The following is a 22,616-nucleotide window of genomic DNA, read 5'->3' as shown; positions in this document are numbered from 1 at the left end:
GCCAGAATGAACCTTCACGCACACTTCCACGGACAATCACATCGGCTCTGTGACGGACAGGGGTTTCTTGTGCCGATGAGGGGACGTGAGGTGGCAAGACGGAGTTAGGGACTGATGGCGTATTCCGTGAAGTGGCCACAGGGTTTAAACCCGAGACGGCGGTACACGGGTTCTCCGTCCTCGGAGGCCTGCAATACTGCGGTTTCGTATCCGGCTTCGCGCGCGGTGTCGAGTGCGGCCACGGTGATTGCGCCGCCGAAGCCCCGTCGGCGGTCGGAGGCAAGCGTGGCAATGTTGTAAATCCCGGCGACGCTCGAATGCAAGAACACTTCGGCCGAACAGACGGGGCGACCGTTTATGTATCCGACCAGGTAGCGAGCGGGGCAATCGGTGGCGAGGGCCGAGTCTGCGGCCTCGGCAAAGAATCGCTGGACCGTGGCTGCTGGCGGGCTCCAGTTTGCAGCGAGGATCGCGGCGTAATCGGCGAGCTGTTCCGGGGTGGTCACCTGACGGATTGTCAGGTCTTCTACCCGCGTCTCAGGGAGGTCGCCGTGCAGGTCCTTCCACATGCCTGTCTCTGTCTCTGACGCCTCGAGGCCGGCGTTCTCAAGGTATTCGGCAAGATTGCCAGGAGTCGAGGCTGGGCCTACCCACCAGGAGAACGGGCGGCCGGTGGATGCCAGGGTTCGGACCGTCTCCGCGGTGCGGGTTTGCGCTGTGTCCTGAGCGAACTGGGCTGCGGCGACGATGTTGAAGGTGTCGTCGGCCAGGCCGCTATCGGCGATCAGGAGATCGGCTGTTTTCGCAACGGAGGCACCGAGGCGGTTACAGTGCAAGTGACTGGCATGCTCAGCTAGATTCTGTTCCATCGCGTGCTGCAGATCGGATTCAGAGCCAAGCGGAAAATTCGCGGCTTCCATGATGATCCATTCAAACATGCTTCCTCAAGGGTGTCGGGCGCTGATCCCACTCAACGTCTCCGAAACCTGCTGGTGGGCCGGGCCCAAAGCCAGCGAAGTGTGACACGGTAGTCTGCCGATCAGACCCCCAGACGGCTCGTCGAACGTCCGCAAGCCGATCCCCTACGGGCGCTGCTGTGGCGTAGTAACCAAAAACGCCGCTACTAGCATTCGCCAACCACCACCCCTAGTGAAAGAGAACGTAGAAGACGATTGCCAGCGCCGGGAAGAGCGCCTGGCCGATGGCGCTGACCAGAAGGCGCTTCTCTGTGACCCACAGCCAGAAACCAAGGAAGACGTGGCACGAGCAGCAGAAGATAACTATGGCCGACCCGCTGGCGGGATTGCCTGAGAAGTTCACCAGCCACAGGCCCACTGCGATGCCCAAGCCGAAGGTGATGTTGTAGGCGCCAACATTCATCGCCCACATCCGCACTGCGCGCACGTCTTCCGGCCTAATCAGGAAGATCCGGTGGAACCGTTGATCGCCATGGAAGAAGATCTCCAGGATGCCAACGCTTATCAGCGCCAGGCTGGTGGATCCGGCGAGTATCTGGCTCAGCACATTCATGCCGCGCTCCTAGGCCAATCTTGCAATCTCCGCTTCTTGCGTGCAGGTTACGCTTCAGGCGCGAAGACCTTCAAGGGCTGGTTTGCAAACGCAGTCCACCACCCATGCCCGCCCGCCTCCAGCCCGGCCGCAACAGCCCGCCTTGAACGCAACCGTCTCCGCTGACCTACGGCTCCTCAACCACAGCGCCGACGTCCGCCAAGCCAAAGGATCGCTGACCAGCGGCCGCCACACGATCGGCTTACGGGCGCTCAATCGGCAGCCGAGAAATTTTCAATCCAAGAGCTGCGCGACAGGGATATCCAAAGTTGGCTGATGCCCCTCGCTCCGTTGCGCAATATGCAGGACTTGTCTCGATACTAGGCAGGTTCGGGCTGCGGCTCTGGGTAAACTCGCAGTCAACGGAAGGAGCCTCGCATGACAAAGCGGAAAATTCACGGCATCTGGGTGTTGTACCTCATGCCGATCTTCCTGCTCTTCGGCTTGGTCATGTGGCTAATGCAAGATGTCCTGAATTGGTTCTGAGCGTCCGATAGTGGATCGGGACCACAGCAGGTGCTGGCGCGCTTGGGAGTCTACGTGCAATGTCCGGTGGAGGATCCTTTTCCGGACATGGAAGCCGAAACTCGTTCCGGTTTACAGGGTGCCCTCGTTTAGTTCATAGTCGAGGCATGAGACCCGCTGGCATTCTTCCCGAGGACGCCTCCGACCCCCGTTCCGAATGGGTCGAGAACCTGAAACTCATGCCTATTCCGGTGCTGGGGCTCATGCCCCAACCGTCGCTGGAGGACACGGACTCCGTCGGTCTGAGCTACGGCTTGGATGATCGTGGATACAGCGAAATGACGGCGAGCATCACCTACACGCTCTGGCGAAACCCGGATGACCACTCAGACCGCATTAACCTAGCAGACCTCGACGAGAAGACACGCAGATCGATCGAGGAAGTTCCGCCATGGCCACGGCCCCCTTGGCTGATCGAGCAAGTGGAGCGAATGCGCTATCCGCAACTTTGGGAGGCAGTGCGAACCACCTGGCACCGTGAGCCGTCCGAGCGCTCTTCAGTTCAAGGCCTCCTGGCAGACCATGTCAACCACATCCTTATGAACCAGTACCGGCAGGAGCTCTGGCCGGGTAGCAAACCGTGGGACCAGCACACACCCGCAGTAACCGGCCGGATGGTCAACGGCCAAGCTAGGACCATAATCAACGGAATCGATGTGCCCGGCGCGGAGGTCGACACGGACCCGTTCGTCTACGGCATCGGAGCCCGACTGGCAGGCGGCGGCGTCGTCACCGCAGTGCTTCCACGCACTGAGCTCAAGCACATCGAAGTCCAATTCACGACCCGGAGCTAACGGTCACACGCCAGCGTCCGTAAGCCGATCCTCTACCGGACGGTGCTCCACCCGTAACGAATCTGGTTTTCGTTTTTTGCAGTCCCGCATTCCGCATTCCACACTGGTCGGATGCGCCCATCGTGGATCCGGATACTTTGGCTTGGACAACACTCATGGCTCGGTCTCGTTGGAGACGTCCTCTACTTAGGTGATGAGATGCGGCCTAAAAGGCAACTCGATCTAGAGAACCCGGTCGGACTACTTCCCTGTCTTGAACGTCCTTACGAAGAAGTCCGAGCAGAACTTGAAGCGCGCGAGAGTGAGCTGTCCATGGTGTCTGGGATACTGCTTTCAAAGGTTCCGCTGGCAAAGATTCCGACGACAGCGGTGGCGACTCAGATGGACTATTGGACTTCCCTTTCGGTGCTCTGGCTGGCTTCACTTCCCGCCAGCGACGTCGACGACAACGTCATCATTGCCATCGAAGAAGCACCTTGGGCCAGCCAGTCGAGCAGGCATGCCGCCCGTAGACTTCGACGGAGTAGGACTAGAACCTAGCCAAGGAAGCCTGCCGATCCTTCATAGCCCTGCTTACGAGCGATCGTGGATCCTTCACCGGACACCCATTCCGTCGGCTGCCTACCTCAACTGTTGTGTTCGGCCGGTCTCATAATGAAGGACGCCATCGCGTTCCAATGCGAACAATCTGTCGGCGACTTCCTGCGCCTGGGGCTCGCCGCAAGATATGGCGAAGAACCGCGGAGAGATGAAATCGAGGAGGCAACCTTGCTCGGCCAGTTCAGAGGCCAGGGGCTGCCAGGCGTTGGGGTCGTCCGATTTCAGCAGGACTCTGAATGTGAAGTTGAGAGAGTCGCGCTCCACTCCGGTGACAACGAGCGCATTCTCAGCTGATCGCATCACGTTAACCTGGTCGCCAAAGTTCACGTCATAAAGATACGCGGGGACGGCCAGGACAGTAGCTGTGCCATCCTTTTCCAAGCGACCCCGAAGACCCTCCCACATCTGCTCCGTGTCAGGTTCAGGGGCACCGCAAACCATATGGTCTCTTCCGCTTCCTGAGCTTCCGGAAGCGGCTGGAGTGAACCATCGCGCCAATGTGCCACGACGCTGGGATGTTGCCGGTAGTCAGTCACCAGCTGAGACTACCCAACGAACGCATCCATAAGAGCGTTTCGGCGGACATGCATGCCCTGTGTCCGATGAGGGATCCCTCACCGGACGCTTTGGTGCCCGTTCGGCCGCCGGCTTCAATCCCCGCAGACAGGTATGGTGCTCGCATGGCACAAATTATCGTTTACGGGCATCGAGGGACACTTGGCCCTCGGCGGGCGACGTTGAAGACCGCGATTCACGGTGCGGTCATGGCCGCTTTGGAGTATCCGGCAGACAAGTGCTTTCAGCGCTTTATCCTGCTGGACGATGAGGACTTCGTTCATCCTGAGGATCGCGGTGCCGACTACACAATTATTGAGATCTCCATGTTCGAGGGGCGCTCTGATGATGCCAAACGTGCGTTGATCGCAGAGCTTTTCCATCGGATCGAGGCGGAAGCCGGGATCGCGCCGCACAGTCTTGAGATCACGATTACCGAGACTCCCAAGGTGAACTGGGGCATCAGAGGATTGAACGCCGCTGACCTCGCTCTTGGCTACAAAGTAGAGGTCTGACCGGCAGCATCGTGAACGATAACGGATCCTTTACCGGGCGGGAGCGGTTGCGCAAACGACCTCGGACACTCCGAGCAGGCGACTTCAAAAAACGGGAACTGATCTTGTGGCTTGCTAGCCAGTTGGCTTTAGGAACGCGAGCCGTTGCTCCGGCTCCCACACATACGTGTCATCGCACACGTAACCCCTTAGCCAGGGCTGCCCGTCCAAGACACGGAGGTAGAAACCTTTGGGATCCTCCACATCGTTGCTCAGCGGCTCGGATGCGACGTGAATCGCCCCGGTCGGGGCGCGGCGTGCTGACAGGACGGAGTCCGGTGCGTTCGTTTGGTCCATCATCGCCAATCGAAGGTACGGTCCTGTCACCAAGGGGCAGAGTTCGAGGCCTTGGTTCCTCGCGTCCGCGAATATTCTGGGTTGTACCGCGCCGTGCTTGAAGCCGAGTTCGTCTACGGTTCGCTCGACGATTCGTAAGGTTTGACTCGTTGGGGCCTCGAATGCGGGGTGAGCGAGCAGTGTCTCGGCGTGGCTATTGAGCAAGACTCCGTTATTGCGAAGCAGGTGCACGACCTCGGCTCGGGACCGACCGCCCACACGAACCACGAATCCCTCATCCTTTGCTTTGCTGATCATGCACCGATTCTCCAGCACTGCGAGACGGACAACGACTCACCTTCAGTGATTCGGGACGTCCGTTCGAGGGTCGGCTAGCGGGACTCCGGATCGGAGCGAGCTGCAACTGTGACTTTCATCGATTCGTGGCGCCTATGTCCGGTGGGTGGTGCCCGATGCCGGGTTCCGGCCGTGACGGTCTCCTGCTGGATAATCAGGGCATGCTGATTCGAGAGTCCAAGGCCCAATTGGAGCAGATGCTTGCGGTGATAGGGGCCGAAGAACGCATCGGGGCTTGAAGTCCCGGTGCCGTAATGAACGACTTCGAGCGTTTCGCGGCTATGCCGACCAATGACTGCGCCCCTGCGGACGAAGATGGCGGTGGTGTTCTTGCCCAGTTCGGGACTTACGGGGTGCGGGGCATCCAGGAGTTCAACGTGGATCTCACACGTCAGTTCATTGAAGCCGGCGACGACGATGCTCCGACGTGGCAGCTGTCATGCACGTTCTACTGGGATACGACGCCTGAGACCGTTGCAATGGGCAGCGGCAGGCTGTGGTCCTTCGACTTTGCTCTCGAAGACTTCTTCAGGAACGCTGCCCTTCTACCCGGTTGGGAATGGGCGCTTGGCACAAACAAGCAGCCTAAGTCTCTGGAAATCACGCTGGACCAGGTCTGAGCGAGCCAAGGGCTCAATGCTGAACCCGAGAGTTGCACCGTGCTATCTAGCAACACGAGAGCCCTTCGAAGTGGCCGCCCGATAAGGGGCCGGCTTACGGGACGCCTCCTAGGACTCGCGGAAATTGGATCAGATGTGGTCAATAATTGACGCATGCGGACCATCAGCAGCGAGAGATTGATTATGCGCCCATGGGAGTCGAACGACGCAGATTTTCTATTTGACCTCGAGTCCCGGTGGGAGACAATTCGGTTCCTCGGACCCTATGCGAAGCCGATGACCGACCGCTCAGAAGCTCTTCAGTCCATCATTCGCCGTCGGGCCATTGACGACCCAATTCACGGGATCTGGATCATTACCGCTCGCGATTCTCACAAGTTGCTGGGCAATCTGCTCCTTAAGCCCATCCTGCTCTCGGCGGGGGTTAAAGGCGAATCTCCTGTGGAGATCGGTTGGCATCTGCACCCCGATGCCCAAGGTGCAGGCTATGCCACTGAGGCCGCAGGTGCTGTCATGGCTGATGCTGCGAGCAATGGACTTCGTTCTCTTGTCGCCGTAACTGATCCACTCAATGCGCCATCACTACGAGTGTGTGAGCGGCTGGGGATGCAGTCACGTGGCGTCACTGATTCTTACTACGACGAGCGCAACCTTTTGTTTGAGAAGGTACTTTCCCGGTAAGGGATCCCTTACAGGACGTAATGAAGAGTGCTGGTCAAAGGTTGAGCGCGGAAAGCACCCTCGCGCGAAGCAGTTGATACTCCCTGGCGTACGCTCGGGGACCTTCTGCCGGCCGGACGACGACGCGAGGTTCTCCGATGACGCGGTGATTCTTGAATTGTTCTCGCGTCAGGTCGATCTCGAGGCCCCCGGGGAATCGGTTCCAGTAGTGGACTTCGTCGTCCTCGTTGCCACCACTGACGTCTCCGATGAGCAAATCACCACCGAGTAGGTCCTGAACGACGAGAGCTGTGGGTCCGCACTGGCCATGCGCAGCATTGTCCGAGCGCCACTTCATGAGACTGTTGGCGTTGAGGCACGTCGTATCCTCGCTCCAGGACGAGCGGAATGCGCGTTCGAGCTCGAGCAACGTGTGGGCCATGGAGACAGCGTATCTAGGTCAGCCACTGAATACTAAAGGCTACCGCCGGATTGTACGCTGGGCATGGGGAGGCTCCGCTAAAGGCTACCGCCGGATTGTACGCTGGGCATGGGGAGGCTCCGCTAAAGCATCCCCTAACGGGCTCGTGTGCAGTGTCTGACTACCATTCACTATGGGCAGGAGAAACTTCCTCATTGAAGGAGGGTCCGGAACCGGGAAAACCTCTGTATGCGAGGAGTTGGCAAGGCGCGGTTACCACGTCGTTCACGGCGATCGCGAACTCGCGTACCAGGGTGATCCGGAGACCGGGGCACCGATAGAGGACGTCACTGGTCTTGCCGTTCACGATCACCACATTTGGCGGGTCGACAAAGTGAAGGCGCTCGTCGCAGATCAGCGCGAGGCGGTGACGTTCTTGTGTGGGGGATCGAGAAATTTCGCGAAGTTCATTGACCTGTTCAACGGCGTCTTCGTGCTCGAGATCGACACCGAAACCTTGACTCGCCGGCTCGACGACCGGCGGGACGACCAGTGGGGAGGAGAGGGTCGGCAAGCGGAACGGGACCTCATACGCCGGTTGCATCGCACGATGGCGGACATTCCGCGAGGTGGCATCGCCATCGACGCCACCGCTCCGCTCGCGCACGTTGTCGACGAGATCCTGACCTTGAGTGGAGCAGTAGGAGACTCCGCCCGTTAGCCGGTGGATCACCGGAAGCTCTGGTGCCCATTCAGGGATCCCCACCGGGCACTCTTGACAGCATGTCCACGATCGCATGAATCCTCTTCACAGGCGTGGGCAGTCGCGACCTTTGCGGTTCGGCGTTACACGTGCCGCTAGGCTGTACGGAATAGGACCACGTATCTGGTCAATCTTCAAACAACTGGGCATGGGGGCGGCAGTTGAATACGGAAACCATCGCGATCATTGTCTTGGTCGTCATTGTTGTGATGTTCGGAGTCGGGTCCTATGTCGTAAACGACATCCGACGTAAGAAGTGAATCGTGGGGAACTTTGACCGGAGGCGAACGTGATCAGGATTCTTGCGGGTAATGCAAGTACCGAAATCGTCAGGGGCGGCTGGGATGCAGACTACCAATGGATCGTCTTCGCGGTAGTAGGAGCAGTTTTCCTCGCCATCATAATCGCGGCCGTGCGCATCTACATCCGACGCAGAAGATAGCCCCAGATCATTGGGCAGACAAAAGTGAGCCCGTTAGCCGATCCCTAACCGGGCGCGTGGCGACTAATCAGAAAACTGCACATGGTTGGTGGTCCTGGCCTACGAGCGGCCCCGCGAACGGGCAGACTGCAGTCATGACAACTAATTACTTTCGGCGGCATTAGGCTGAGTCGTGCGGTGACGAGCATGCTTCCTGGGGGCCTGCTACTTATTACTTCGAGGTCGGCGATGACGGTCGGCCAGGTCGTCAGATCGAGATATATGAGGCTGGCCCGACCCTGCACTACGGACCTGGTCACGTGGAGGACGGGTATGGTCAACTCAGTCAGACACAAATTCGAGCCGAAGACTGGCAACCGTGGGCCATCACGGAGGCCGAATCTAACCAGGCTTGGCATGCATGCGGTTAGCGCCTCCGGTCCCCGACCATCCCCAATGGCTAAGTCCGTAAGCCGATCCCCATGCGGGCGCTTGGTCGTCTTGTATAGCGAAATAGGACGGACTGGAGACGGAAGGTGGGTGTCTATCGCAACGCCTGGACTAGCTCGATCCCTCAGGGGACAAGAACTCGAGCCGGTTGCCATTGTTGTCCCAAAGGTAGAAGCGCCTCATGCCTGGGAAGTTTTCGTCCCAATCCACAGTGAGACCGAAATTTTCAACTCGGCGGGCCAGCGCGTCAAGGTCGCCCACCAAAATTCCAGGATGAGCCTTTCGTTGGGGCCTGAAGTCCTCCTCAGCACCCAAATGGATTTCAAGATTGTCAGCGCGGACCCACAGTCCGCCACGCGCCGCCAGCACCGGTGGTTTCTGCACTTCCGTGAGGCCGAGAACGCCCACGTAGAAGTTCCTGCAGTCATCCTCGCCACCCTTGGGGATTGCCAACTGCACATGGTGAAGCCCCCAGCCAAAAGAGGTTCGCGTGGGACTGGATTCATAGGCAGCAACTTCTGACACAGAGACTCCTTCGACGTTTTGAACCCGAGTATGGCACCGATCAAACGTCTTTCCTTGTCAACTGAGTTGAATGAGGGGCGAGAGCTATGGCCAATTTGATGATTGCGCCCGATAAGGGATCCTTTAACGGGCGCTCAGCACGTTTCTCAGCCATGGGAGACTGTGATCGTGATTAGTACTCGACGCGGGATGATCGTCGCTGCCCTTAGATCATATGGAGAAGAGTCCGCCCCCGAATGGGCGGGAAATGCTCAGAAGGATGCGCTGCAAGCCACCTTGACCGTCGCGGAGTGGATCCTGCATTTCGGGCCCACCCAGCCCAGTGGTGCAAGCATGCTGATAGATAAAGCTATAGCGTTAGCTGGCGTGTACATGCACGAAGGGCATCCTAGGGATCTAACTAAGAAGCGACGGGATCTCAAAGTCTGGAAGCAGGCCGCGGCTGAGGACACCCCGGAAACTGACGAAAATCTGCTAGGTCTAAGTAGTTACGAAGTGGTCAGTGACGACGCGCGTAGCTTCTGGAGAAGGTCATCCGATTAGCCCATCAACTGCTCACCCTGCGATACGACGGTGTTCTTTACCGCAGGATGACTTGATCCAGCTGCTCTCTCCATTTGGCAACATAAGGGTCGACCCTGGCGACTGGTGACTTGAAAGGCACCGTCACCGCCTCCTCGAAGGACCGCCCGTTAGCCGGTCCTCCACCGGCCGCTCTTCACTCCTGAGAAGCTCCAAGCCGAATCCCCGTAACTCCCTGGCCACTCGGATTCCCCGCAAGACCCGCCCGCAAACTGCCCGGTGAAGGTGCCCTAACTGCTACACGTCCACTTTGAAAGCAGCGTTGCTCGTCGGGCTGGCTTTTTCCAGGTATGTTCAGAGCAAACCTGTTGCCACGATGGTGGTAAACCACCTGCCGTTATCTGTCCCTCAGTTTGCTAGCGTGGGCCAGTACGGATGCGGCTGTGGACTCGGGGTCCGGGGTGGAAATCAGCCACGTGCGGCTGGGGGTCTCCACGACGATGGCCGGTCCGCCGACCAGTAGCCCCCACGTTCGCTGGCCCAAGTACCGGACGCCGAAGCCTTCTGTCATGGAACTGGACGGCGCCGGGGAGGCGTCAACGATGTCCTCCAGCGGGATCGTCTTGGAGTAGAACGGCCGGCATCTGACCGTCAGGCTCTGCTTTGTGGCTTCAACGGTCACCCTGATGCGAAGTACTGAGACTGTCAGGAGGGCAATGACCGCCACCAGCCCTGCGCTGATCAGCAGTACACCGCTGGAAATGGAGGTCACAATGATGAAGACGCACAGCAGGCCCACCACACTTGCGATGACCTTCTGGGAGCCGCGACTGATCCGGGCCTCTGAAATCAGCGTTGATGACCCGCTCACAGCTCACGCACCAATGCCCGCGCGCGGGATAGAAAGTGCTCGCGCACTTCAGGATCCGGGGCAACGGAATCGAAGACTCCCGCGAGCATCACCGCAGCGTCAAGAGTGTAGATGGGCCAGGACGGGCTTCCGACGTCGATGCTCCCGCCACCTTTGGAGTAGCCGTTCAGGAAGGCCGTATAGTCGATGCCATTTTCCCTGATGACGGAGTACTCACTGATCCGTGCGATCTCCAGATCTGGAGGTGCTGCGAGGGCGTTGCTCCAGTCGAAGATCGCAAGCGGCTGACCGTTGTGGACCCTGACATTTTGGCGCCGAAGATCCATATGGGTGAGGCAAGGCTTGCTGGAGTTACGTTCGAGTGTTGCCTGCAGAGTTGCTGAGGGAGGCAGGCTTGGGAGCGAATGGCGGATCCGAAGACGCGTGTATCGTTCCTCCAGCCGGTCAACGAGCCGGGCATCCCAAGGCTTTCCTGCTTGGGCAACCAAAGGAAGGCCTGGAACTGGCAGACGGTGCATAGAGGCGATAACCGATCCAAGTGCCGTGCCATCCAGATCGGAACCGTCGTCGTCTACGACTTCCAGAATTAGTACGGGGAAGCCGTCCTGCATCACAAGATCAATGGCGGCGGCGCTGGGGATGCCGTTGTCCGAAGCCCAGCGGGCCAAGGCCATTTCCTGACGTTGTAGGGTCTCGGCCGAGACACCCTTGTTGTTCGCCGTGTTGAATTCACGCGAACGGGGAATCCGATAGCCCTCACGAACTAAGCCACCGGCGGCTTCATAAAAGAGGAACTCGGTCCCGGCTCCTCCCAACGACACCGAACCGGCACCCCGGCGGGCGGCGACCGCCAAGGCGATGTCCGTCGTCGTGCGTTCAGCGGACTGACTCAAGGGTGGCCCTGGCCAGCTTCGGAGGCGTTATCGGGTGATTGAGTCACAGGGGTTCCCCGCCGCGTCCGAATCCACCGGTCAAGAAAAACGGCGAGGGCGGCCACAACACCACCCAATGCCAAAGATGGGAGCGGACCCAACGTCGATAAAAGAACGGCGTAGGTCCCGAATCCGAACACGAAGATCAGCAGGCTACGTCTGGTTTTAACGCTCATGATTTCCCCCCAAGGAACGCCGTAGTTGGCATGGGGCGAGCCTACCCGTCGTGAGCCGGGGAGCAAGTCAAGCCGTGGCTTGGTGGGGTCGGGGGACCGCCGCTTCCCCGCCCGCGGCAACCACCCGGTTCAGCTGGGCAAACACCTGCTCCGGACTCCCTCCAGCATCCACCACCACAAAGTCGTCAAACTCGGGCAGCGAACGGTAGGCGGCGCGGAAAGCCTCAAGGTCAGCCAGTGTTTCGTTGTCAGTCCCGCGTGCCGTGACCCGTTGATGGGCGAGGCGGGGGTCGACGTCGAAATGGATTGAGAGGTCCGGCGCTGGGAGCTTTCCCAGCAGCCACGGAAGCAGCCGGCCGCAGCCTAAACCATTGGCCTGACGCAGTGCGAGCTGGCAGTGCAGGTGACGGTCCATCACCACCAGGCCGTCGAACTTGTGGGCGCGCGCATGGTTGAGAAGCACGTTGAACAACCTGACGCCGGTTTCAATGACGTCGGCTAGCCGCGGTGGCAATTTCCAGCCAAACCGCTCGGACACCAGCGACATACGGCGCCGGGCGGCGTGGTTGCTGAGCAGCAGCGCATTCCGCCCCTCGGCGCGGGCAGAATCGACCAAGGCGCGGGCCGCCGTCGTTTTTCCCGAACCGTCAATTCCAGTCAGAACAATGAGCATGAGGCCTCCCCTCGTCTCCTTACCAACGAAGGGAGGTGCCGTCTTGTGCCGTGATGCGGCGTGAGTCAGCCCACAGGCCGCCACGTGAACCGGGGCTGCTCGCGGTCCAGGAAGGCTTTGATGCCGATCTCCATGTCCGGACTGTCCGGCATCGCCGCCCACGCCTCCGCCCACTCCTGGTCAATGACCGCCAGGCCGGAACCGGCGTCAGTCAAGTCCATCAGCCGCTTCATCGAATGCATGGAGAACTGCGAACGGCTCCGGAGCGTGCTGACCAGCGCTTCGCACTGCTCCTCAAAGAACTCGGAAGGCACGACGTCGGCCACCAGGCCGAGCGCGCGGGCTTCAGTGGCGCTGAACGTCTGTCCGGTGAGGAGGATGTACTTGGCGTTGGCGTGACCCACCAAGCGGACAAGCCGTTCGATGCCCGGTCGCGGGTAGATGATACCGATCTTGGCCGGCGTCAGTCCGATGACTGCCCGTTCGTTGGCGATGATGAAGTCGCAGGCGGAGGCGATCTGCCAGCCGCCACCCATGCAGGCGCCATCGACCAGCGCCACCGTGGGCTTGGCGAGGGAAGCGATGGCAGAGTCTGCGGCGCTGAGGTGATCTACCGTGGAACCGTCCTCTTGCGGATCGATCAGGACGGAAGCGAGTTCGCTGATGGCGGCCCCGGCACAGAACGTGTTCCCGGCGCCGCGCAGCACCACCACGGCAACGTCAGGATCGGCGTCCAGCTGCGGCATCAGTTCCTGGATCTCCAAGCACATGGCCCGGGTCAGGGCGTTCCGCTGGGCAAGGTTGCAGATTTCCACCGTTGCCACGCCGTCGGAGATAGCCACGGCGATGCGGCCGGCACGGGAAACCTCACTACGGGCAGCGTTTGCCGGGGATACTACGGTCATCGCTGTGCTCCCATCGTTTCCGGAACCAAGGCGGAAGCCGGCACGCAGATGAGGCGACCCTCGCGCTCAAGCCGGGTGACGTCGTCGTGCGTCATTCCACGTTCCATGAGTATTTGGGCGGTGTGCTCGCCGAGCAGCGGCGGGGGAGCCAGGATTTCGCTGGCCTCGCCATCCAGGCTGAGCGGGCCGCGGAGCAGGGGGAGTGCGGACCCATCACGTCGCCTGCTGTGCTGGACGAGTCCCAGGGCGGCAACCTGGTCCGAGGCCAGTGCCTGGGTGTAGTTGTAGATGGGACCGCAAGGGATCCCGGCCTCGCTGATCAGGGCAACCCACTCGGCCGCGGGCTTCGCGGACAGGGCAGTTTCAATGAGCTCCGTCAGCTGATCCCTGCTGGCCGAGCGGTCCGCGCCGGTGATGAAACGGGGGTCCTCCACGGCGGTGGGCATCCCGAGCAGTCCACAGAACGCGCGCCATTGCTTGTCGCTGCCTACGGCGATATTGATGGATTCCGTTGCCGTGGCGAACATGCCGTAGGGGGCGATGACCGGGTGGTTGTTGCCCTGCGGCGTGGGTGCTTCACCGAGACTGAGCGCCTTCTGCCCTTGGAATGCGGACAGGTTCAAGGCCGTCTCCAGCAGGGAGGTGGACACGCGGCCGGGGCGCTCGCCGTTCCGGGATCCCAGGAGCGCTGACACAATTCCGAAGGCGCAGACCATCCCGGAGGTGATGTCCACGATCGGTATGCCGACCCGGTAGGCCTCGCCGGGGCCGGAACCTGGGCCAGGCCCCGTGACGGACATCAGGCCGGACATTCCCTGGATGACCTGGTCCAGTCCGGCGTCGTCCTTGAGCGGACCGGTGTTGCCGAAGCCGGTGACGGATCCCACCACGAGCCCCGGGTTCAGCTCTTCAAGCCGGGATGCTGTGAAGCCCATTTTTTCCAAAGTGCCGGGCTTGAAGTTTTCCACCAGGACATCCGCGTCGGCAATCAAACCGGAGAGGATTTCGCGTCCCTCAGCCGAATAGAAGTCCAGGCACACGGAGGCCTTGTTGCGGTTGACGGAGTCAAAATAGAGGCTGTGACCGTCTTGGAACGGCGGCCATTGGCGGGCTGTGTCGCCGCCATTGACGCTTTCGACTTTGATGATCCGGGCGCCCATGTCGGCAAGAAGGGCGGTGCAATAGGGCCCGGCGAGGGCCCGGCTGAGGTCGATCACGGTGATTCCGCGGAGTGGTTTGAGCATGATTGCTGTCCTAACTTTGAGACGGTTTTAGAGGCTGGATGGCAGCACCAGGGCGCCCACCAGCAAGAGCGGCCCGGCCACCACCATGGACAAGCCCCAACGGGTGAGGAACCTGGTGATGCGGGGGCGCTCATCGGCGTCGACGGTGGCCACGAATGTGGCGCCGACGGTGGAGAACGGCGAGACGTCAACAATCGACGAGCACACGCCCAAAGCGGCAATGACTGCCCATCCGGCGACGTCCCCGGAGGCCACCAGAGGGAGTGCCAGCGGAACCAATGCGGCGAGCATCCCGGTGGTGGAGGCGAAAGCGGAAATGAGGGCGCCGATAGCGCAGATCACCAGCGCGGCCAGCAATGGCGTCCCGACGGCGCCGGCTGCTTCGCCGAGCAACGCGACGGCTCCCATGGTCTGAAGCACTCCGACGAATGTGATGATCCCGCCTACCAGCAGGACTGTGGACCAGTCGATTTTGGCTACGGCCGATTTCCCGGATTGCGGGTCACAGAGTGTGAGGACCGAGGCGAACGCGAAGCACAGGACGCCGATGTCAGGGTTGGCGCCGAGGACGGACATGAGGATGACGGTGACAACCAGTCCGGCCATGCAGAGCACGGTGATGATCTGGTTGCGGTCCAGTCGCGAAGGCTGCGGCGTGGAGGCCGGTTCGTCCAGGACCTGGACGGCCTGTTCGGCGGCTTGCTTGCCCCGCGCAATGGTGCCTTCGCGCTCAAAAGGGTGCGACGGCGTCGGGCGGCTTGCGCTGAAGCGCGGCACGGTGGCGCCGAAATCGTCAGCCGTGCGGGTGTTGAGCAGTTTGAACCCGCCGAAGAGCGCATACGCGGCCCCCAGCAACAGGATGTTGGTGCCCAGGGCCACGCTGAAAAGGACCAGGGGATCCAGATCGATTCCCGCTGCCCTGGCAGTTCCGTAGGTGACGATGCCGAACAGGCTGGTGGGCGCGAACCCGCCCGCACTGAGGCCCGAGCCGATGGCCAACCCCATGAGCATGCGGTCGATGCCGTACCGCTTGGCCAGGGGCATTCCGATGGGTGCCATGACCAGTCCGGCCAAGGGTGAGCCCATGGCGGAGATGCCGATGGTGAGGGCAAAGAAGGCCAAGGGAAGGAAAAAGGCGCGGTCACCCACTTTGGCGATGGCCATTTCAATGATGCGGTCGATGGTCCCGTTGGCTTGCGCGATCGCAAAGAAGTAGGTCACGCCAACCAGCAGGACGAGGATTCCGATGGGGAAGCCTGCCACCACCTTCTCGATGGTCATCCCGGCCATCCACACGCCCACTCCGGCGGCCGCTGCGAACATGAGCACTCCAATGTGCACTTTGCGCAGGGTGGCCAGGACGAAGACGCCTACAAAGATGGCCAGGGCCAGTATCTGTAATTCCATAAGCCCGTTCTCCAATCAAACTACATCGGTTCACTGGATGAACCATCGGTTCATTTTGGGAAGTCGCCTGTAATGTAGGGCACTGGACTTAGTCGGTCAAGCGGGAGGGTTGCATGAGCACGCAAAGCGTCGTTACGGCCATCAGGGTGCTGGAAGCAGTCTCGGACAACCAGCCCGCAGGTTTGTCCGAGCTCAGCCGGGAGGTGGACGTGCCCAAGGCCACCGTGCTCCGCATGCTCAGGACGCTGGCCGAACTGGGCTGGGTGGCACAATCCGAAGTCCAGGCCAGTAAGTGGGTCTTGACCAACCACGCCTTCGCTGTGGCAAGCCGTGGCAGCAGCGGATCAGTGATCCGTGACGCCGCAATGGGCCCCTTGAACGCGCTGCAACTGGACACGACGGAAACGGTTCACTTGGCGGTCCCGGACCGCGGCTACATGCTCATCATCGAGCGGCTCGACACTCCGCACGTCCTGAGGGCTTTCCTGCCGCTGGGTTCGCGCCTGCCGATGCACGCCTCCTCCACGGGAATGGCTTACTTATCCGCTGCTGACGAGGCCTTCGTTGACGATTACCTGGCTGGCCCGCTGGAAGCGTTGACGCCGCAGACCGTGGTGGATCCCGCGCAGCTTCGCTCGATGATTGTGGACACACGTGCCCGCGGGTACTCCATCAACGAACAAGGCCTCAGTACGGGTATCACTTCTATCGGCGTGCCGCTGCTGGGGCCCGGCGGTGTGGCGGCCGGATCCATCTCCATCTCGGGGCCCTCAAGCAGGATTGTCCCGGCCAAATACCAGGAATATGGTGAGGCGGCCACCGGCACGGCCCGTGAGATCAGCAGGGCTCTGGGAGCGTTCTCCGCCAAGGGCTACTAAGTTTCCTGTCAAAATACTTCGCCGTAACTCAAAGCGCGCCTATCATGATGCTGTGGACGTGCTTCCTTGGAGTAATGGTTTCGTTTGAACCCGATTCCGGGGGTACTAAAGCGATATGGAGAATTATTTCTTCGATCGGTGCCCGTTGGCATGGGTGGCGCCCCTTAACGGGGTACCAGCGGACGCCTTCCTGAATAGACAAAATTTATTGAAGGGATGCGTAGCTCAATGAACACACTTTTAATAATCGCCGGCGTAATCGCGATCATCCTGCTCCTTGTGGGCGGATTCAACCAAGCCCTCAGCTTCCTGCTGTGGGTTGGAATCATCCTCTTGGTGCTGGCCCTTCTGGGCTGGGTTCTTGGCCGTGGCCGGTCGCGCGTATGACAACTGATCCAAGCGAAGTTGCCGGTTTTGCCCAGGTTCGCGATGGAACCACCACCCCCGGTCATCCCATTCCCAGGGATCCGGGGATGCCTGAATCCAGCGGGCAGGAACCTGTAGGTGACGCCTCGTCGGAAAGTCCGGACGACGCCGTCGACGCTGGCCCCAGCGAGTCAGCCAACCCGCCCGGGCCGGCAGAAGAAAAGGACGAAAGGACCGCGGACAACCGTGGTCTGACCACCGAAACCAATCCCACGGATTGATCGGATCAGAGCGGCCACGCGCTGGAAGTATCCAGCCCGTGGCCGCTTTCTTTTAGCGAACCTTCCTCTGTGGTTCGCCCGCTAATTCCCGAGAGTTTCACGGTTGGGGAGAAAATGCGTATCGGTTCAATCATCGGGCTGATCGTTGTAGTTTGGCTCGTCATCGGCGCAATTGCGGCCGGCCAGCGGGGTTATTTCAGCGCCCCGCCTGCGCAGTGCTCGCAGTTTGCAACCATAGCTCTGAATATCGTCGCCGGCCCCCTGAATTACACGGGCCTGGACCCTCAGGGCGGGTGTGAGGTTCCGCAGCCGTCCTGACATGACGCGAGGCCGCACCATACAACGTTTGTCAACAAATTGCTAAGATTGCTGACTATTTTGGTCTCGGCATGGACATGGCACTAAGTACCCTTATAGGTTCGAAGTGTTCCATCAACACGTTCCACCGCTCAGGGAAAGGACAGGTCACATGGACAAGCAGAATGCCACACCGGAAGAGGAAGTGGGAGGCTACGGCACTCCTACGGCAGAGCAGGAAGCCGGCGGAGGCCAGGCACAGCCCCGCGTGGAAGAGGACATCGAAGAGGCCGGCCTCGGAGAAGGTACCGGCGCGCCGAACCTCAGCCATCTGGATCCGGAGGATTCAGACAGCGCAGGCGAGCCTGGAGCCGGCCGCTTCGGAGGAACCGAAGAGCAGGCCCACGCCGAGCAGTCCACCGTGCCGGACGGCAACGATGACAGCTTGCCGGATGGCAGCGGCAACGACCTTCCCGAGGAAGAGTCGCCCAACGACGATGACGAAGAAAGTTTCGACGCCGGCTAAGAGCTTTGGCTGGCGCGCTTTAGACAGGCGCGCCACTGGTTAAGCAGCCAGCTGGCTGGCGCGCCACCAGCAGTACAGCGCGAGCACCCGAGACGCGATCGAAGGAGCAACCTTATGGCTACGGTCAACAAGTCAATCGATGTGGATGTCCCCGTATCTGTCGCCTACAACCAATGGACGCAGTTCGAGACCTTCCCCGAGTTCATGAACGGTGTGGAGTCGGTGCAACAGATCGATGACACAGCACTCCATTTCGCTACGAACGTGGGCGGCGTGAAACGCGAGTACAACGCCCAGATCATTGAGCAGATCCCGGACGCGCTTGTGAGTTGGGCAAGCGTCGATGGACCCCGCAATGCAGGCACGGTCAGCTTCGAACCACTCGCAGAGGCCCGCACCCGCGTGACCGTGGCGATCGATTGGGAGCCCGAAACCCTCGCCGAAAAGGCGGGATCGGCATTGCACGTCGATGAACTGCGCGTGGGTGCCGACTTGGACAAGTTCAAGAAGTTCATTGAGGCGCAGGGGCATGAATCCGGGGCCTGGCGAGGCACGGTATCCGGCGGCGATGTGGATGACACGGGGCAGACGTTCGGAGCCCGTCCCTAGCGCGATGCCCGGGACTGGCTCACACTGGATACAGCACCAATAGATAGCTCCAACGAGGGCCGGCCACCGTTACGGGCCGGCCCTTCGGCGTAAGCAAGATCAACGGCAGAGGGAGTCCTGACAGCCATGGCAACGTCCAGCACCGTGGAGGCCGAGCGGAAGTTCGATGCCGATGCGTCCACTCCGCTGCCCGAGCTGCACACCATCGATGGGGTGGGGGCAGTGGGTAAACCGGCAAATTACAGCCTGGAGGCCATCTACTTCGATACTCGCCACCTTGCCCTGGCTGCCCGCGGAATAACCTTGCGGCGCCGCACCGGTGGGCCCGACGCCGGCTGGCACCTCAAACTGCCCCTTAGTCCCGGGAAGCGGACGGAGATCCACGCGCCGCTAGGCACCGCAGAAACGGTTCCGGTGGAACTCATGGACCGCGTGCTCGCTTACACGCGAGGCCATGCAGTGGCCGCAGTGGCCACCCTCACCACAGAACGCACCAGCTACTCGCTGTACGGACATGGCGGCGAACGCTTGGCCGACTTCGTTGACGACTACGTGCGCGCCCAGGTATCCCTTGGCGAGCCCCGCGGGTCGGAGTGGCGGGAGTGGGAAGTCGAGTTGGCCGCGCAGGACGGCACGGACGATGCCCTCCTGGAAAGCCTCGTCGGACAACTCTCAGACGCAGGAGCGAAGCCCAGCGACCGAACCTCCAAGCTGGCTACTGCCGTAGGTGATTTATGGCCGGATCCCACAGGAAACGGCCGCAAGCAGTCCTACGACAAGGGCGCAGCAATTGCCCCGGTACTCACCTATCTCCAGGACCAAGGGGCCGATCTCCTGCTTCAGGACGCCCATGTGAGGTTGGGTCGGGATGACTCAGTCCACCAAATGCGGTCAGTGATCCGCCGTGTCCGATCGGTATTGCACTCATACCGCAAGCTTTTTGAGCCTGCCCCGGTGAAGGAACTTGAGCGCGAGCTGAAATCGTTGGCCAAGACCTTGGGCCGGTACCGTGACGCGGAAGTACTGCACGCACGCTTGAGGAAGCACCTTGATGAGCTGCCGTCCAACCTCGTCCTGGGCCCGCTGCAGGTTGAGCTGGACCAGCGCATGACTGTCAGGGCGGACACCGCCATGGGAGCCGTCAAGAACCGGCTGAACAGCCCCCGGTACTTCCGGCTGTTGGACGCACTTGAGGCCTTCGTCGACGCCCCACCGGTAACGCCGCAAGGGGAGGCGACGGCCCGGAACACCACGGCGAAGCTCGTCAACAAAGCAGCCAAACACCTCGGCAAACGCCATGACGCAGCGGTGGCTACCGCCGTCGGGCCCCAACGTGACACAGCGTTTCACGAAGTCCGGAAGGCCGCCAAGAAGCTGCGGTTTGCCGCCGCGGCCGTTGAGAGTGTCCACGGCAAGCGGGCCGTGAAGCTGGGGGATGCAGCCCACAAAATCCAATCGATACTCGGTGACCACCAGGACAGCGTGGTGGCCCGCGCGGAGCTGCTGAAGCTTGGCTCCGCGCCGGACGTGGGTAACGGTGGCTTCACGTATGGCGTGCTGCACGCCATGGAACGCAGTGCCGCCGACGCCACGGAAGAGGAATATCTGGGTCACAGCCAGAAGGCGCTGAAGCTCCGGCTCCAGAAGTAGGAGTTTGTGTACAGCTAACGCCCTTAAGAGTGCTCCTTTAGGTCATCTGCTGTACACAAACTCCCCAGGGTTACTTCTTGAGGAACGTCAGCAACGCGTCGTTGATTTCGGCGCCGTGCGTCCAGAGCAGGCCGTGCGGTGCGCCCTCGATTTCCAGGTAGTCAGCGCTGGGCAGCGCGTCCTTGAAACGCCGTCCGGTGACGTCGATGGGCAGGATGTTGTCAGCTGTGCCGTGGACGATCAAGGCCGGGACGTCGATCTTGGGGATGTCGGCCCGGAAATCCGTGAGCCATGTGGGCTGCGCGGCCACCGAGGCGAACGCACCCGCCTTGCTGGCCAGATTCCAGCTGGCGTCCACGGCTTCCTGGCTCAGGCGTTCCGTGCCCAGGAAGGTATCGCTGTTGTAGAAGTTCTTGAAGAAGTCGGTGAAGAACGCGTAGCGGTCTGCTGTGACGGCGGAGGCAAGGCCGTCGAACACGTCCTGCGGCACGCCGTCGGGGTTGTCATCGGTCTTCAAGAGGAAGGGTTCCAGCGAACCGAGGAAGACTGCCTTGGCAGTACGGGCCGAGCCATACGTACTGATGTAGCGCGCCACCTCGCCGGTGCCCATGGAGAAGCCCACCAGGACGGCGTCGTTCAGATCCAAGGTGTCCAGGACGGTCTTGAGGTCTGCGGCAAAGGTGTCGTAGTCATAGCCCTCAGTGGGCTGGCTGGATTTTCCGAAACCACGGCGATCGTACGTAATGACGCGATAACCGGCCTCGAGCAAGGCAGCGGTCTGCTTCTCCCAGGACGATCCATCCAACGGGTAGCCGTGGATCAGGACCACAGCCTGTCCAGTCCCATGGTCCTCGTAGTAAAGCTCAATCTCGGTGCTGTTTTCGTTTCCGACGGTGATGTAAGCCAAAACTCAAGTCCCTTCGATGCGGTTCAACACGAACGTTTCCAGCCTACTGTTCTGTTGGTGCGCCGGCACGGGCCCTGTCGTGGTGTTGACGCGCCGCCGCCACGGCGTCCATGTTGTCCTCCGCCCACTCCTTCATGTCGAAGATGATCGGGAGGAGCGACCGGCCGCGTGCAGTGAGCTCATAGTCCGTCCGGACCGGAACCGACGCGGTGACCTCCCGGTCAATCAGGCCGTCACGCTCCAGGGAACGGAGTGTGGACGTGAGCATTTTCTGGCTTGCGCCCGGAATCATTCGGCGCAGCTCACTGTGGCGCTGCGGCCCTTCTTCCAAGGCGAGCAAGACAAGTGTCACCCATTTGCTGCTGATCGCCTCAAGCAATTGGCGTGCCGGGCAGAGTTCCAAGGAAGCGTTGTAGTGGTGTTGCGCTTTCCGACGGTTCTGTTCAGCCGTGAGTGTCATGACCTCATCATTGCAGGAACGTGGAGGTGCCCTGGGCACAATAAAGTGCGTTCTTACGCTGCGTGAAGCGCCCGGGTGAGGATCGATGAGGGGCCAAAGGGTCCCCTGCCTGAAAGGAAAAGCATGCCCTCCATCCTCCACATCAACGCCTCACCCCGCTACGCCACCAGCGATTCGCTGCGGTTGGCCCGCCATTTCATTGACTCTGTTCAGGCTGCGGCTTCGGAGACGTTCGAGCTGGAAACCCTGAACCTGTTCGACGACGGCGCGTTGCCGGCTTTCGGACGGACAGCTGCGGCCGCAAAGATGGCTGTCTTCACCGGCCAGGACCAGACTCCGGATCAAATTGCGGCGTGGGAATCAGCCCGGGCCGTATTTGAGCAGTTCGCCTCGGCCGATGCGTACGTCTTCAATATTCCGTTGTGGAACTCCGGTGTGCCCTACGCCTTGAAGCAATGGATCGACATCGTCACCCAGCCCGGGTGGAGCTTCGGGTTCGACGCCGAAACGGGCTACACCGGCCTCATGGAGGGCAAGCACGCGCTGGCCATCCACACCAGCGGGGTCTATTCTCCCGGGGTTTCGCCGGCTTTCGGCTCCGATTTCGGCAGCACCTACTTTGCCGATTGGCTGAGCTTTGTGGGCATTGAGGATGCCACGCACGTTCGCTTCGCGCCCACCGTCCTCAATGCAGACGTAGAGGGCACGCGCCGTGTTGCCGAGAATGAACTCAGCGACGCCGCGCTCCTTTACGCGGGCAAGCTCGGTGCTGCGGCAAAGCTGCAGCTGGCGAACGACTAAGAAACGACGACGACCCCGTCA

General features: G+C 60.8%; 26 protein-coding genes. 12 read left to right on the top strand and 14 right to left on the bottom strand.

The window, feature by feature from the left end; translation table 11 throughout:
• Positions 1-104 precede the first annotated feature (104 nt).
• Positions 105-938 carry a GNAT family N-acetyltransferase gene (locus CGK93_RS19500; protein ID WP_198318273.1) on the bottom strand — a complete coding sequence of 278 codons (834 nt, stop codon included), beginning with the start codon at positions 936-938 and terminating at the stop codon, positions 105-107.
• Positions 939-1,146: 208 nt separating this feature from the next.
• Positions 1,147-1,530, bottom strand: coding sequence for a DUF1304 family protein (locus tag CGK93_RS19495; RefSeq protein WP_089596237.1), 384 nt, complete (start codon positions 1,528-1,530; stop codon positions 1,147-1,149).
• Between the two features lie 671 nt (positions 1,531-2,201).
• Here CGK93_RS19495 and CGK93_RS19485 point away from each other — a divergent pair.
• A complete protein-coding gene (locus CGK93_RS19485) occupies positions 2,202-2,888 on the top strand; it encodes a hypothetical protein (RefSeq protein ID WP_089596236.1) in 687 nt (228 codons plus the stop codon).
• A gap of 621 nt (positions 2,889-3,509) precedes the next feature.
• On the opposite strand, the gene CGK93_RS19480 is transcribed toward CGK93_RS19485, so the two are convergent.
• On the bottom strand, positions 3,510-3,893 hold the full coding sequence (locus CGK93_RS19480) for a DUF4265 domain-containing protein (RefSeq protein ID WP_232481408.1): 384 nt from the start codon (positions 3,891-3,893) through the stop codon (positions 3,510-3,512).
• Between the two features lie 275 nt (positions 3,894-4,168).
• Between CGK93_RS19480 and CGK93_RS19475 the strand changes: the two genes are divergently transcribed.
• Positions 4,169-4,558, top strand: coding sequence for a tautomerase family protein (locus CGK93_RS19475; protein ID WP_089597617.1), 390 nt, complete (start codon positions 4,169-4,171; stop codon positions 4,556-4,558).
• Between the two features lie 114 nt (positions 4,559-4,672).
• Here the strand turns inward: CGK93_RS19475 and CGK93_RS19470 are convergent, their stop codons facing one another.
• Entirely contained in the window at positions 4,673-5,191 is a 519-nt protein-coding gene (locus CGK93_RS19470; RefSeq protein WP_089596234.1) for a hypothetical protein, read from the bottom strand.
• Positions 5,192-5,484: 293 nt separating this feature from the next.
• On the opposite strand from CGK93_RS19470, the gene CGK93_RS19465 reads away from it, so the two are divergent.
• Entirely contained in the window at positions 5,485-5,850 is a 366-nt protein-coding gene (locus CGK93_RS19465) for a hypothetical protein (RefSeq protein WP_089596233.1), read from the top strand.
• Between the two features lie 153 nt (positions 5,851-6,003).
• Entirely contained in the window at positions 6,004-6,531 is a 528-nt protein-coding gene (locus CGK93_RS19460) for a GNAT family N-acetyltransferase (RefSeq protein WP_089596232.1), read from the top strand.
• A 34-nt stretch (positions 6,532-6,565) separates the two neighbouring features.
• Here the strand turns inward: CGK93_RS19460 and CGK93_RS19455 are convergent, their stop codons facing one another.
• Positions 6,566-6,952 carry a YunG family protein gene (locus CGK93_RS19455; protein ID WP_089596231.1) on the bottom strand — a complete coding sequence of 129 codons (387 nt, stop codon included), beginning with the start codon at positions 6,950-6,952 and terminating at the stop codon, positions 6,566-6,568.
• A gap of 172 nt (positions 6,953-7,124) precedes the next feature.
• On the opposite strand from CGK93_RS19455, the gene CGK93_RS19450 reads away from it, so the two are divergent.
• Positions 7,125-7,652, top strand: a complete 528-nt coding sequence (locus CGK93_RS19450; RefSeq protein ID WP_089596230.1) for an AAA family ATPase — start codon at positions 7,125-7,127, stop codon at positions 7,650-7,652.
• Between the two features lie 1,024 nt (positions 7,653-8,676).
• Here the strand turns inward: CGK93_RS19450 and CGK93_RS19440 are convergent.
• The 7 genes from CGK93_RS19440 to CGK93_RS19405 all read right to left on the bottom strand — a co-directional run bounded on the left by CGK93_RS19440 (position 8,677) and on the right by CGK93_RS19405 (position 15,820).
• Positions 8,677-9,090 (bottom strand): glyoxalase, encoded by a 414-nt coding sequence (locus CGK93_RS19440; RefSeq protein ID WP_089596229.1) that lies wholly within the window; start codon positions 9,088-9,090, stop codon positions 8,677-8,679.
• Between the two features lie 919 nt (positions 9,091-10,009).
• Positions 10,010-10,483, bottom strand: a complete 474-nt coding sequence (locus tag CGK93_RS19430) for a hypothetical protein (protein ID WP_232481407.1) — start codon at positions 10,481-10,483, stop codon at positions 10,010-10,012.
• A complete protein-coding gene (locus CGK93_RS19425; protein WP_089596227.1) occupies positions 10,480-11,376 on the bottom strand; it encodes a phosphotransferase family protein in 897 nt (298 codons plus the stop codon). Before CGK93_RS19425 ends, CGK93_RS19430 begins: the two co-directional genes overlap by 4 nt.
• 282 nt (positions 11,377-11,658) lie before the next feature.
• Positions 11,659-12,264, bottom strand: coding sequence for a dTMP kinase (locus CGK93_RS19420; RefSeq protein WP_089596226.1), 606 nt, complete (start codon positions 12,262-12,264; stop codon positions 11,659-11,661).
• 65 nt (positions 12,265-12,329) lie between these two features.
• The gene (locus tag CGK93_RS19415; protein WP_089596225.1) at positions 12,330-13,169 is read right to left on the bottom strand and encodes an enoyl-CoA hydratase/isomerase family protein; all 840 of its coding nucleotides are present in this window, start codon (positions 13,167-13,169) and stop codon (positions 12,330-12,332) included.
• On the bottom strand, positions 13,166-14,413 hold the full coding sequence (locus CGK93_RS19410; RefSeq protein ID WP_089596224.1) for a CaiB/BaiF CoA transferase family protein: 1,248 nt from the start codon (positions 14,411-14,413) through the stop codon (positions 13,166-13,168). The genes CGK93_RS19415 and CGK93_RS19410 overlap by 4 nt, the downstream gene beginning before the upstream one ends.
• Positions 14,414-14,440: 27 nt before the next feature.
• The gene (locus CGK93_RS19405) at positions 14,441-15,820 is read right to left on the bottom strand and encodes an SLC13 family permease (protein WP_089596223.1); all 1,380 of its coding nucleotides are present in this window, start codon (positions 15,818-15,820) and stop codon (positions 14,441-14,443) included.
• Between the two features lie 113 nt (positions 15,821-15,933).
• Between CGK93_RS19405 and CGK93_RS19400 the strand changes: the two genes are divergently transcribed.
• The 6 genes from CGK93_RS19400 to CGK93_RS19375 all read left to right on the top strand — a co-directional run bounded on the left by CGK93_RS19400 (position 15,934) and on the right by CGK93_RS19375 (position 20,427).
• A complete protein-coding gene (locus tag CGK93_RS19400; protein WP_089596222.1) occupies positions 15,934-16,698 on the top strand; it encodes an IclR family transcriptional regulator in 765 nt (254 codons plus the stop codon).
• Between the two features lie 228 nt (positions 16,699-16,926).
• Positions 16,927-17,085 carry a hypothetical protein gene (locus CGK93_RS23885; protein ID WP_198318272.1) on the top strand — a complete coding sequence of 53 codons (159 nt, stop codon included), beginning with the start codon at positions 16,927-16,929 and terminating at the stop codon, positions 17,083-17,085.
• A complete protein-coding gene (locus CGK93_RS19395) occupies positions 17,082-17,345 on the top strand; it encodes a hypothetical protein (RefSeq protein WP_089596221.1) in 264 nt (87 codons plus the stop codon). The genes CGK93_RS23885 and CGK93_RS19395 overlap by 4 nt, the downstream gene beginning before the upstream one ends.
• A 469-nt stretch (positions 17,346-17,814) precedes the next feature.
• Positions 17,815-18,168 carry a hypothetical protein gene (locus tag CGK93_RS19385; RefSeq protein ID WP_198318271.1) on the top strand — a complete coding sequence of 118 codons (354 nt, stop codon included), beginning with the start codon at positions 17,815-17,817 and terminating at the stop codon, positions 18,166-18,168.
• A 114-nt stretch (positions 18,169-18,282) separates the two neighbouring features.
• Entirely contained in the window at positions 18,283-18,777 is a 495-nt protein-coding gene (locus tag CGK93_RS19380) for an SRPBCC family protein (RefSeq protein WP_089596220.1), read from the top strand.
• A 126-nt stretch (positions 18,778-18,903) separates the two neighbouring features.
• Positions 18,904-20,427, top strand: coding sequence for a CYTH and CHAD domain-containing protein (locus tag CGK93_RS19375; RefSeq protein WP_089596219.1), 1,524 nt, complete (start codon positions 18,904-18,906; stop codon positions 20,425-20,427).
• Positions 20,428-20,497: 70 nt separating this feature from the next.
• On the opposite strand, the gene CGK93_RS19370 is transcribed toward CGK93_RS19375, so the two are convergent.
• Together CGK93_RS19370 and CGK93_RS19365 are read right to left on the bottom strand one after the other, a co-directional pair.
• Positions 20,498-21,334 (bottom strand): alpha/beta fold hydrolase, encoded by an 837-nt coding sequence (locus CGK93_RS19370; protein WP_089596218.1) that lies wholly within the window; start codon positions 21,332-21,334, stop codon positions 20,498-20,500.
• A gap of 43 nt (positions 21,335-21,377) precedes the next feature.
• Positions 21,378-21,794, bottom strand: coding sequence for a winged helix-turn-helix transcriptional regulator (locus CGK93_RS19365; RefSeq protein WP_089596217.1), 417 nt, complete (start codon positions 21,792-21,794; stop codon positions 21,378-21,380).
• Positions 21,795-21,917: 123 nt separating this feature from the next.
• On the opposite strand from CGK93_RS19365, the gene CGK93_RS19360 reads away from it, so the two are divergent.
• Positions 21,918-22,595, top strand: a complete 678-nt coding sequence (locus CGK93_RS19360) for an FMN-dependent NADH-azoreductase (protein WP_089596216.1) — start codon at positions 21,918-21,920, stop codon at positions 22,593-22,595.
• Positions 22,596-22,616 lie beyond the last annotated feature (21 nt).

Origin of the sequence: Arthrobacter sp. YN, assembly GCF_002224285.1 — a bacterium.
In the GTDB taxonomy this organism is placed as follows: domain Bacteria; phylum Actinomycetota; class Actinomycetes; order Actinomycetales; family Micrococcaceae; genus Arthrobacter.
The sequence above is the reverse complement of the archived record's forward strand: the minus strand, read 5'-3'. Positions and strand labels throughout refer to the sequence as shown.

Excerpts from the sequence above, each read along its gene's own strand:
- CGK93_RS19480 (WP_232481408.1), bottom strand. The coding sequence starts at position 3,893 with ATGTGGGAGGGTCTTCGGGGTCGCTTGGAAAAGGATGGCACAGCTACT.
- CGK93_RS19365 (WP_089596217.1), bottom strand. The coding sequence starts at position 21,794 with ATGACACTCACGGCTGAACAGAACCGTCGGAAAGCGCAACACCACTAC.
- CGK93_RS19400 (WP_089596222.1), top strand. The coding sequence starts at position 15,934 with ATGAGCACGCAAAGCGTCGTTACGGCCATCAGGGTGCTGGAAGCAGTC.
- CGK93_RS19470 (WP_089596234.1), bottom strand. The coding sequence starts at position 5,191 with ATGATCAGCAAAGCAAAGGATGAGGGATTCGTGGTTCGTGTGGGCGGT.
- CGK93_RS19360 (WP_089596216.1), top strand. The coding sequence starts at position 21,918 with ATGCCCTCCATCCTCCACATCAACGCCTCACCCCGCTACGCCACCAGC.
- CGK93_RS19500 (WP_198318273.1), bottom strand. The coding sequence starts at position 938 with ATGTTTGAATGGATCATCATGGAAGCCGCGAATTTTCCGCTTGGCTCT.
- CGK93_RS19415 (WP_089596225.1), bottom strand. The coding sequence starts at position 13,169 with ATGACCGTAGTATCCCCGGCAAACGCTGCCCGTAGTGAGGTTTCCCGT.
- CGK93_RS19395 (WP_089596221.1), top strand. The coding sequence starts at position 17,082 with ATGACAACTGATCCAAGCGAAGTTGCCGGTTTTGCCCAGGTTCGCGAT.
- CGK93_RS19405 (WP_089596223.1), bottom strand. The coding sequence starts at position 15,820 with ATGGAATTACAGATACTGGCCCTGGCCATCTTTGTAGGCGTCTTCGTC.
- CGK93_RS19375 (WP_089596219.1), top strand. The coding sequence starts at position 18,904 with ATGGCAACGTCCAGCACCGTGGAGGCCGAGCGGAAGTTCGATGCCGAT.
- CGK93_RS19485 (WP_089596236.1), top strand. The coding sequence starts at position 2,202 with ATGAGACCCGCTGGCATTCTTCCCGAGGACGCCTCCGACCCCCGTTCC.
- CGK93_RS19450 (WP_089596230.1), top strand. The coding sequence starts at position 7,125 with ATGGGCAGGAGAAACTTCCTCATTGAAGGAGGGTCCGGAACCGGGAAA.
- CGK93_RS19380 (WP_089596220.1), top strand. The coding sequence starts at position 18,283 with ATGGCTACGGTCAACAAGTCAATCGATGTGGATGTCCCCGTATCTGTC.
- CGK93_RS23885 (WP_198318272.1), top strand. The coding sequence starts at position 16,927 with ATGAACACACTTTTAATAATCGCCGGCGTAATCGCGATCATCCTGCTC.
- CGK93_RS19495 (WP_089596237.1), bottom strand. The coding sequence starts at position 1,530 with ATGAATGTGCTGAGCCAGATACTCGCCGGATCCACCAGCCTGGCGCTG.
- CGK93_RS19420 (WP_089596226.1), bottom strand. The coding sequence starts at position 12,264 with ATGCTCATTGTTCTGACTGGAATTGACGGTTCGGGAAAAACGACGGCG.
- CGK93_RS19475 (WP_089597617.1), top strand. The coding sequence starts at position 4,169 with ATGGCACAAATTATCGTTTACGGGCATCGAGGGACACTTGGCCCTCGG.
- CGK93_RS19460 (WP_089596232.1), top strand. The coding sequence starts at position 6,004 with ATGCGGACCATCAGCAGCGAGAGATTGATTATGCGCCCATGGGAGTCG.
- CGK93_RS19455 (WP_089596231.1), bottom strand. The coding sequence starts at position 6,952 with ATGGCCCACACGTTGCTCGAGCTCGAACGCGCATTCCGCTCGTCCTGG.
- CGK93_RS19385 (WP_198318271.1), top strand. The coding sequence starts at position 17,815 with ATGGACAAGCAGAATGCCACACCGGAAGAGGAAGTGGGAGGCTACGGC.
- CGK93_RS19410 (WP_089596224.1), bottom strand. The coding sequence starts at position 14,413 with ATGCTCAAACCACTCCGCGGAATCACCGTGATCGACCTCAGCCGGGCC.
- CGK93_RS19465 (WP_089596233.1), top strand. The coding sequence starts at position 5,485 with ATGAACGACTTCGAGCGTTTCGCGGCTATGCCGACCAATGACTGCGCC.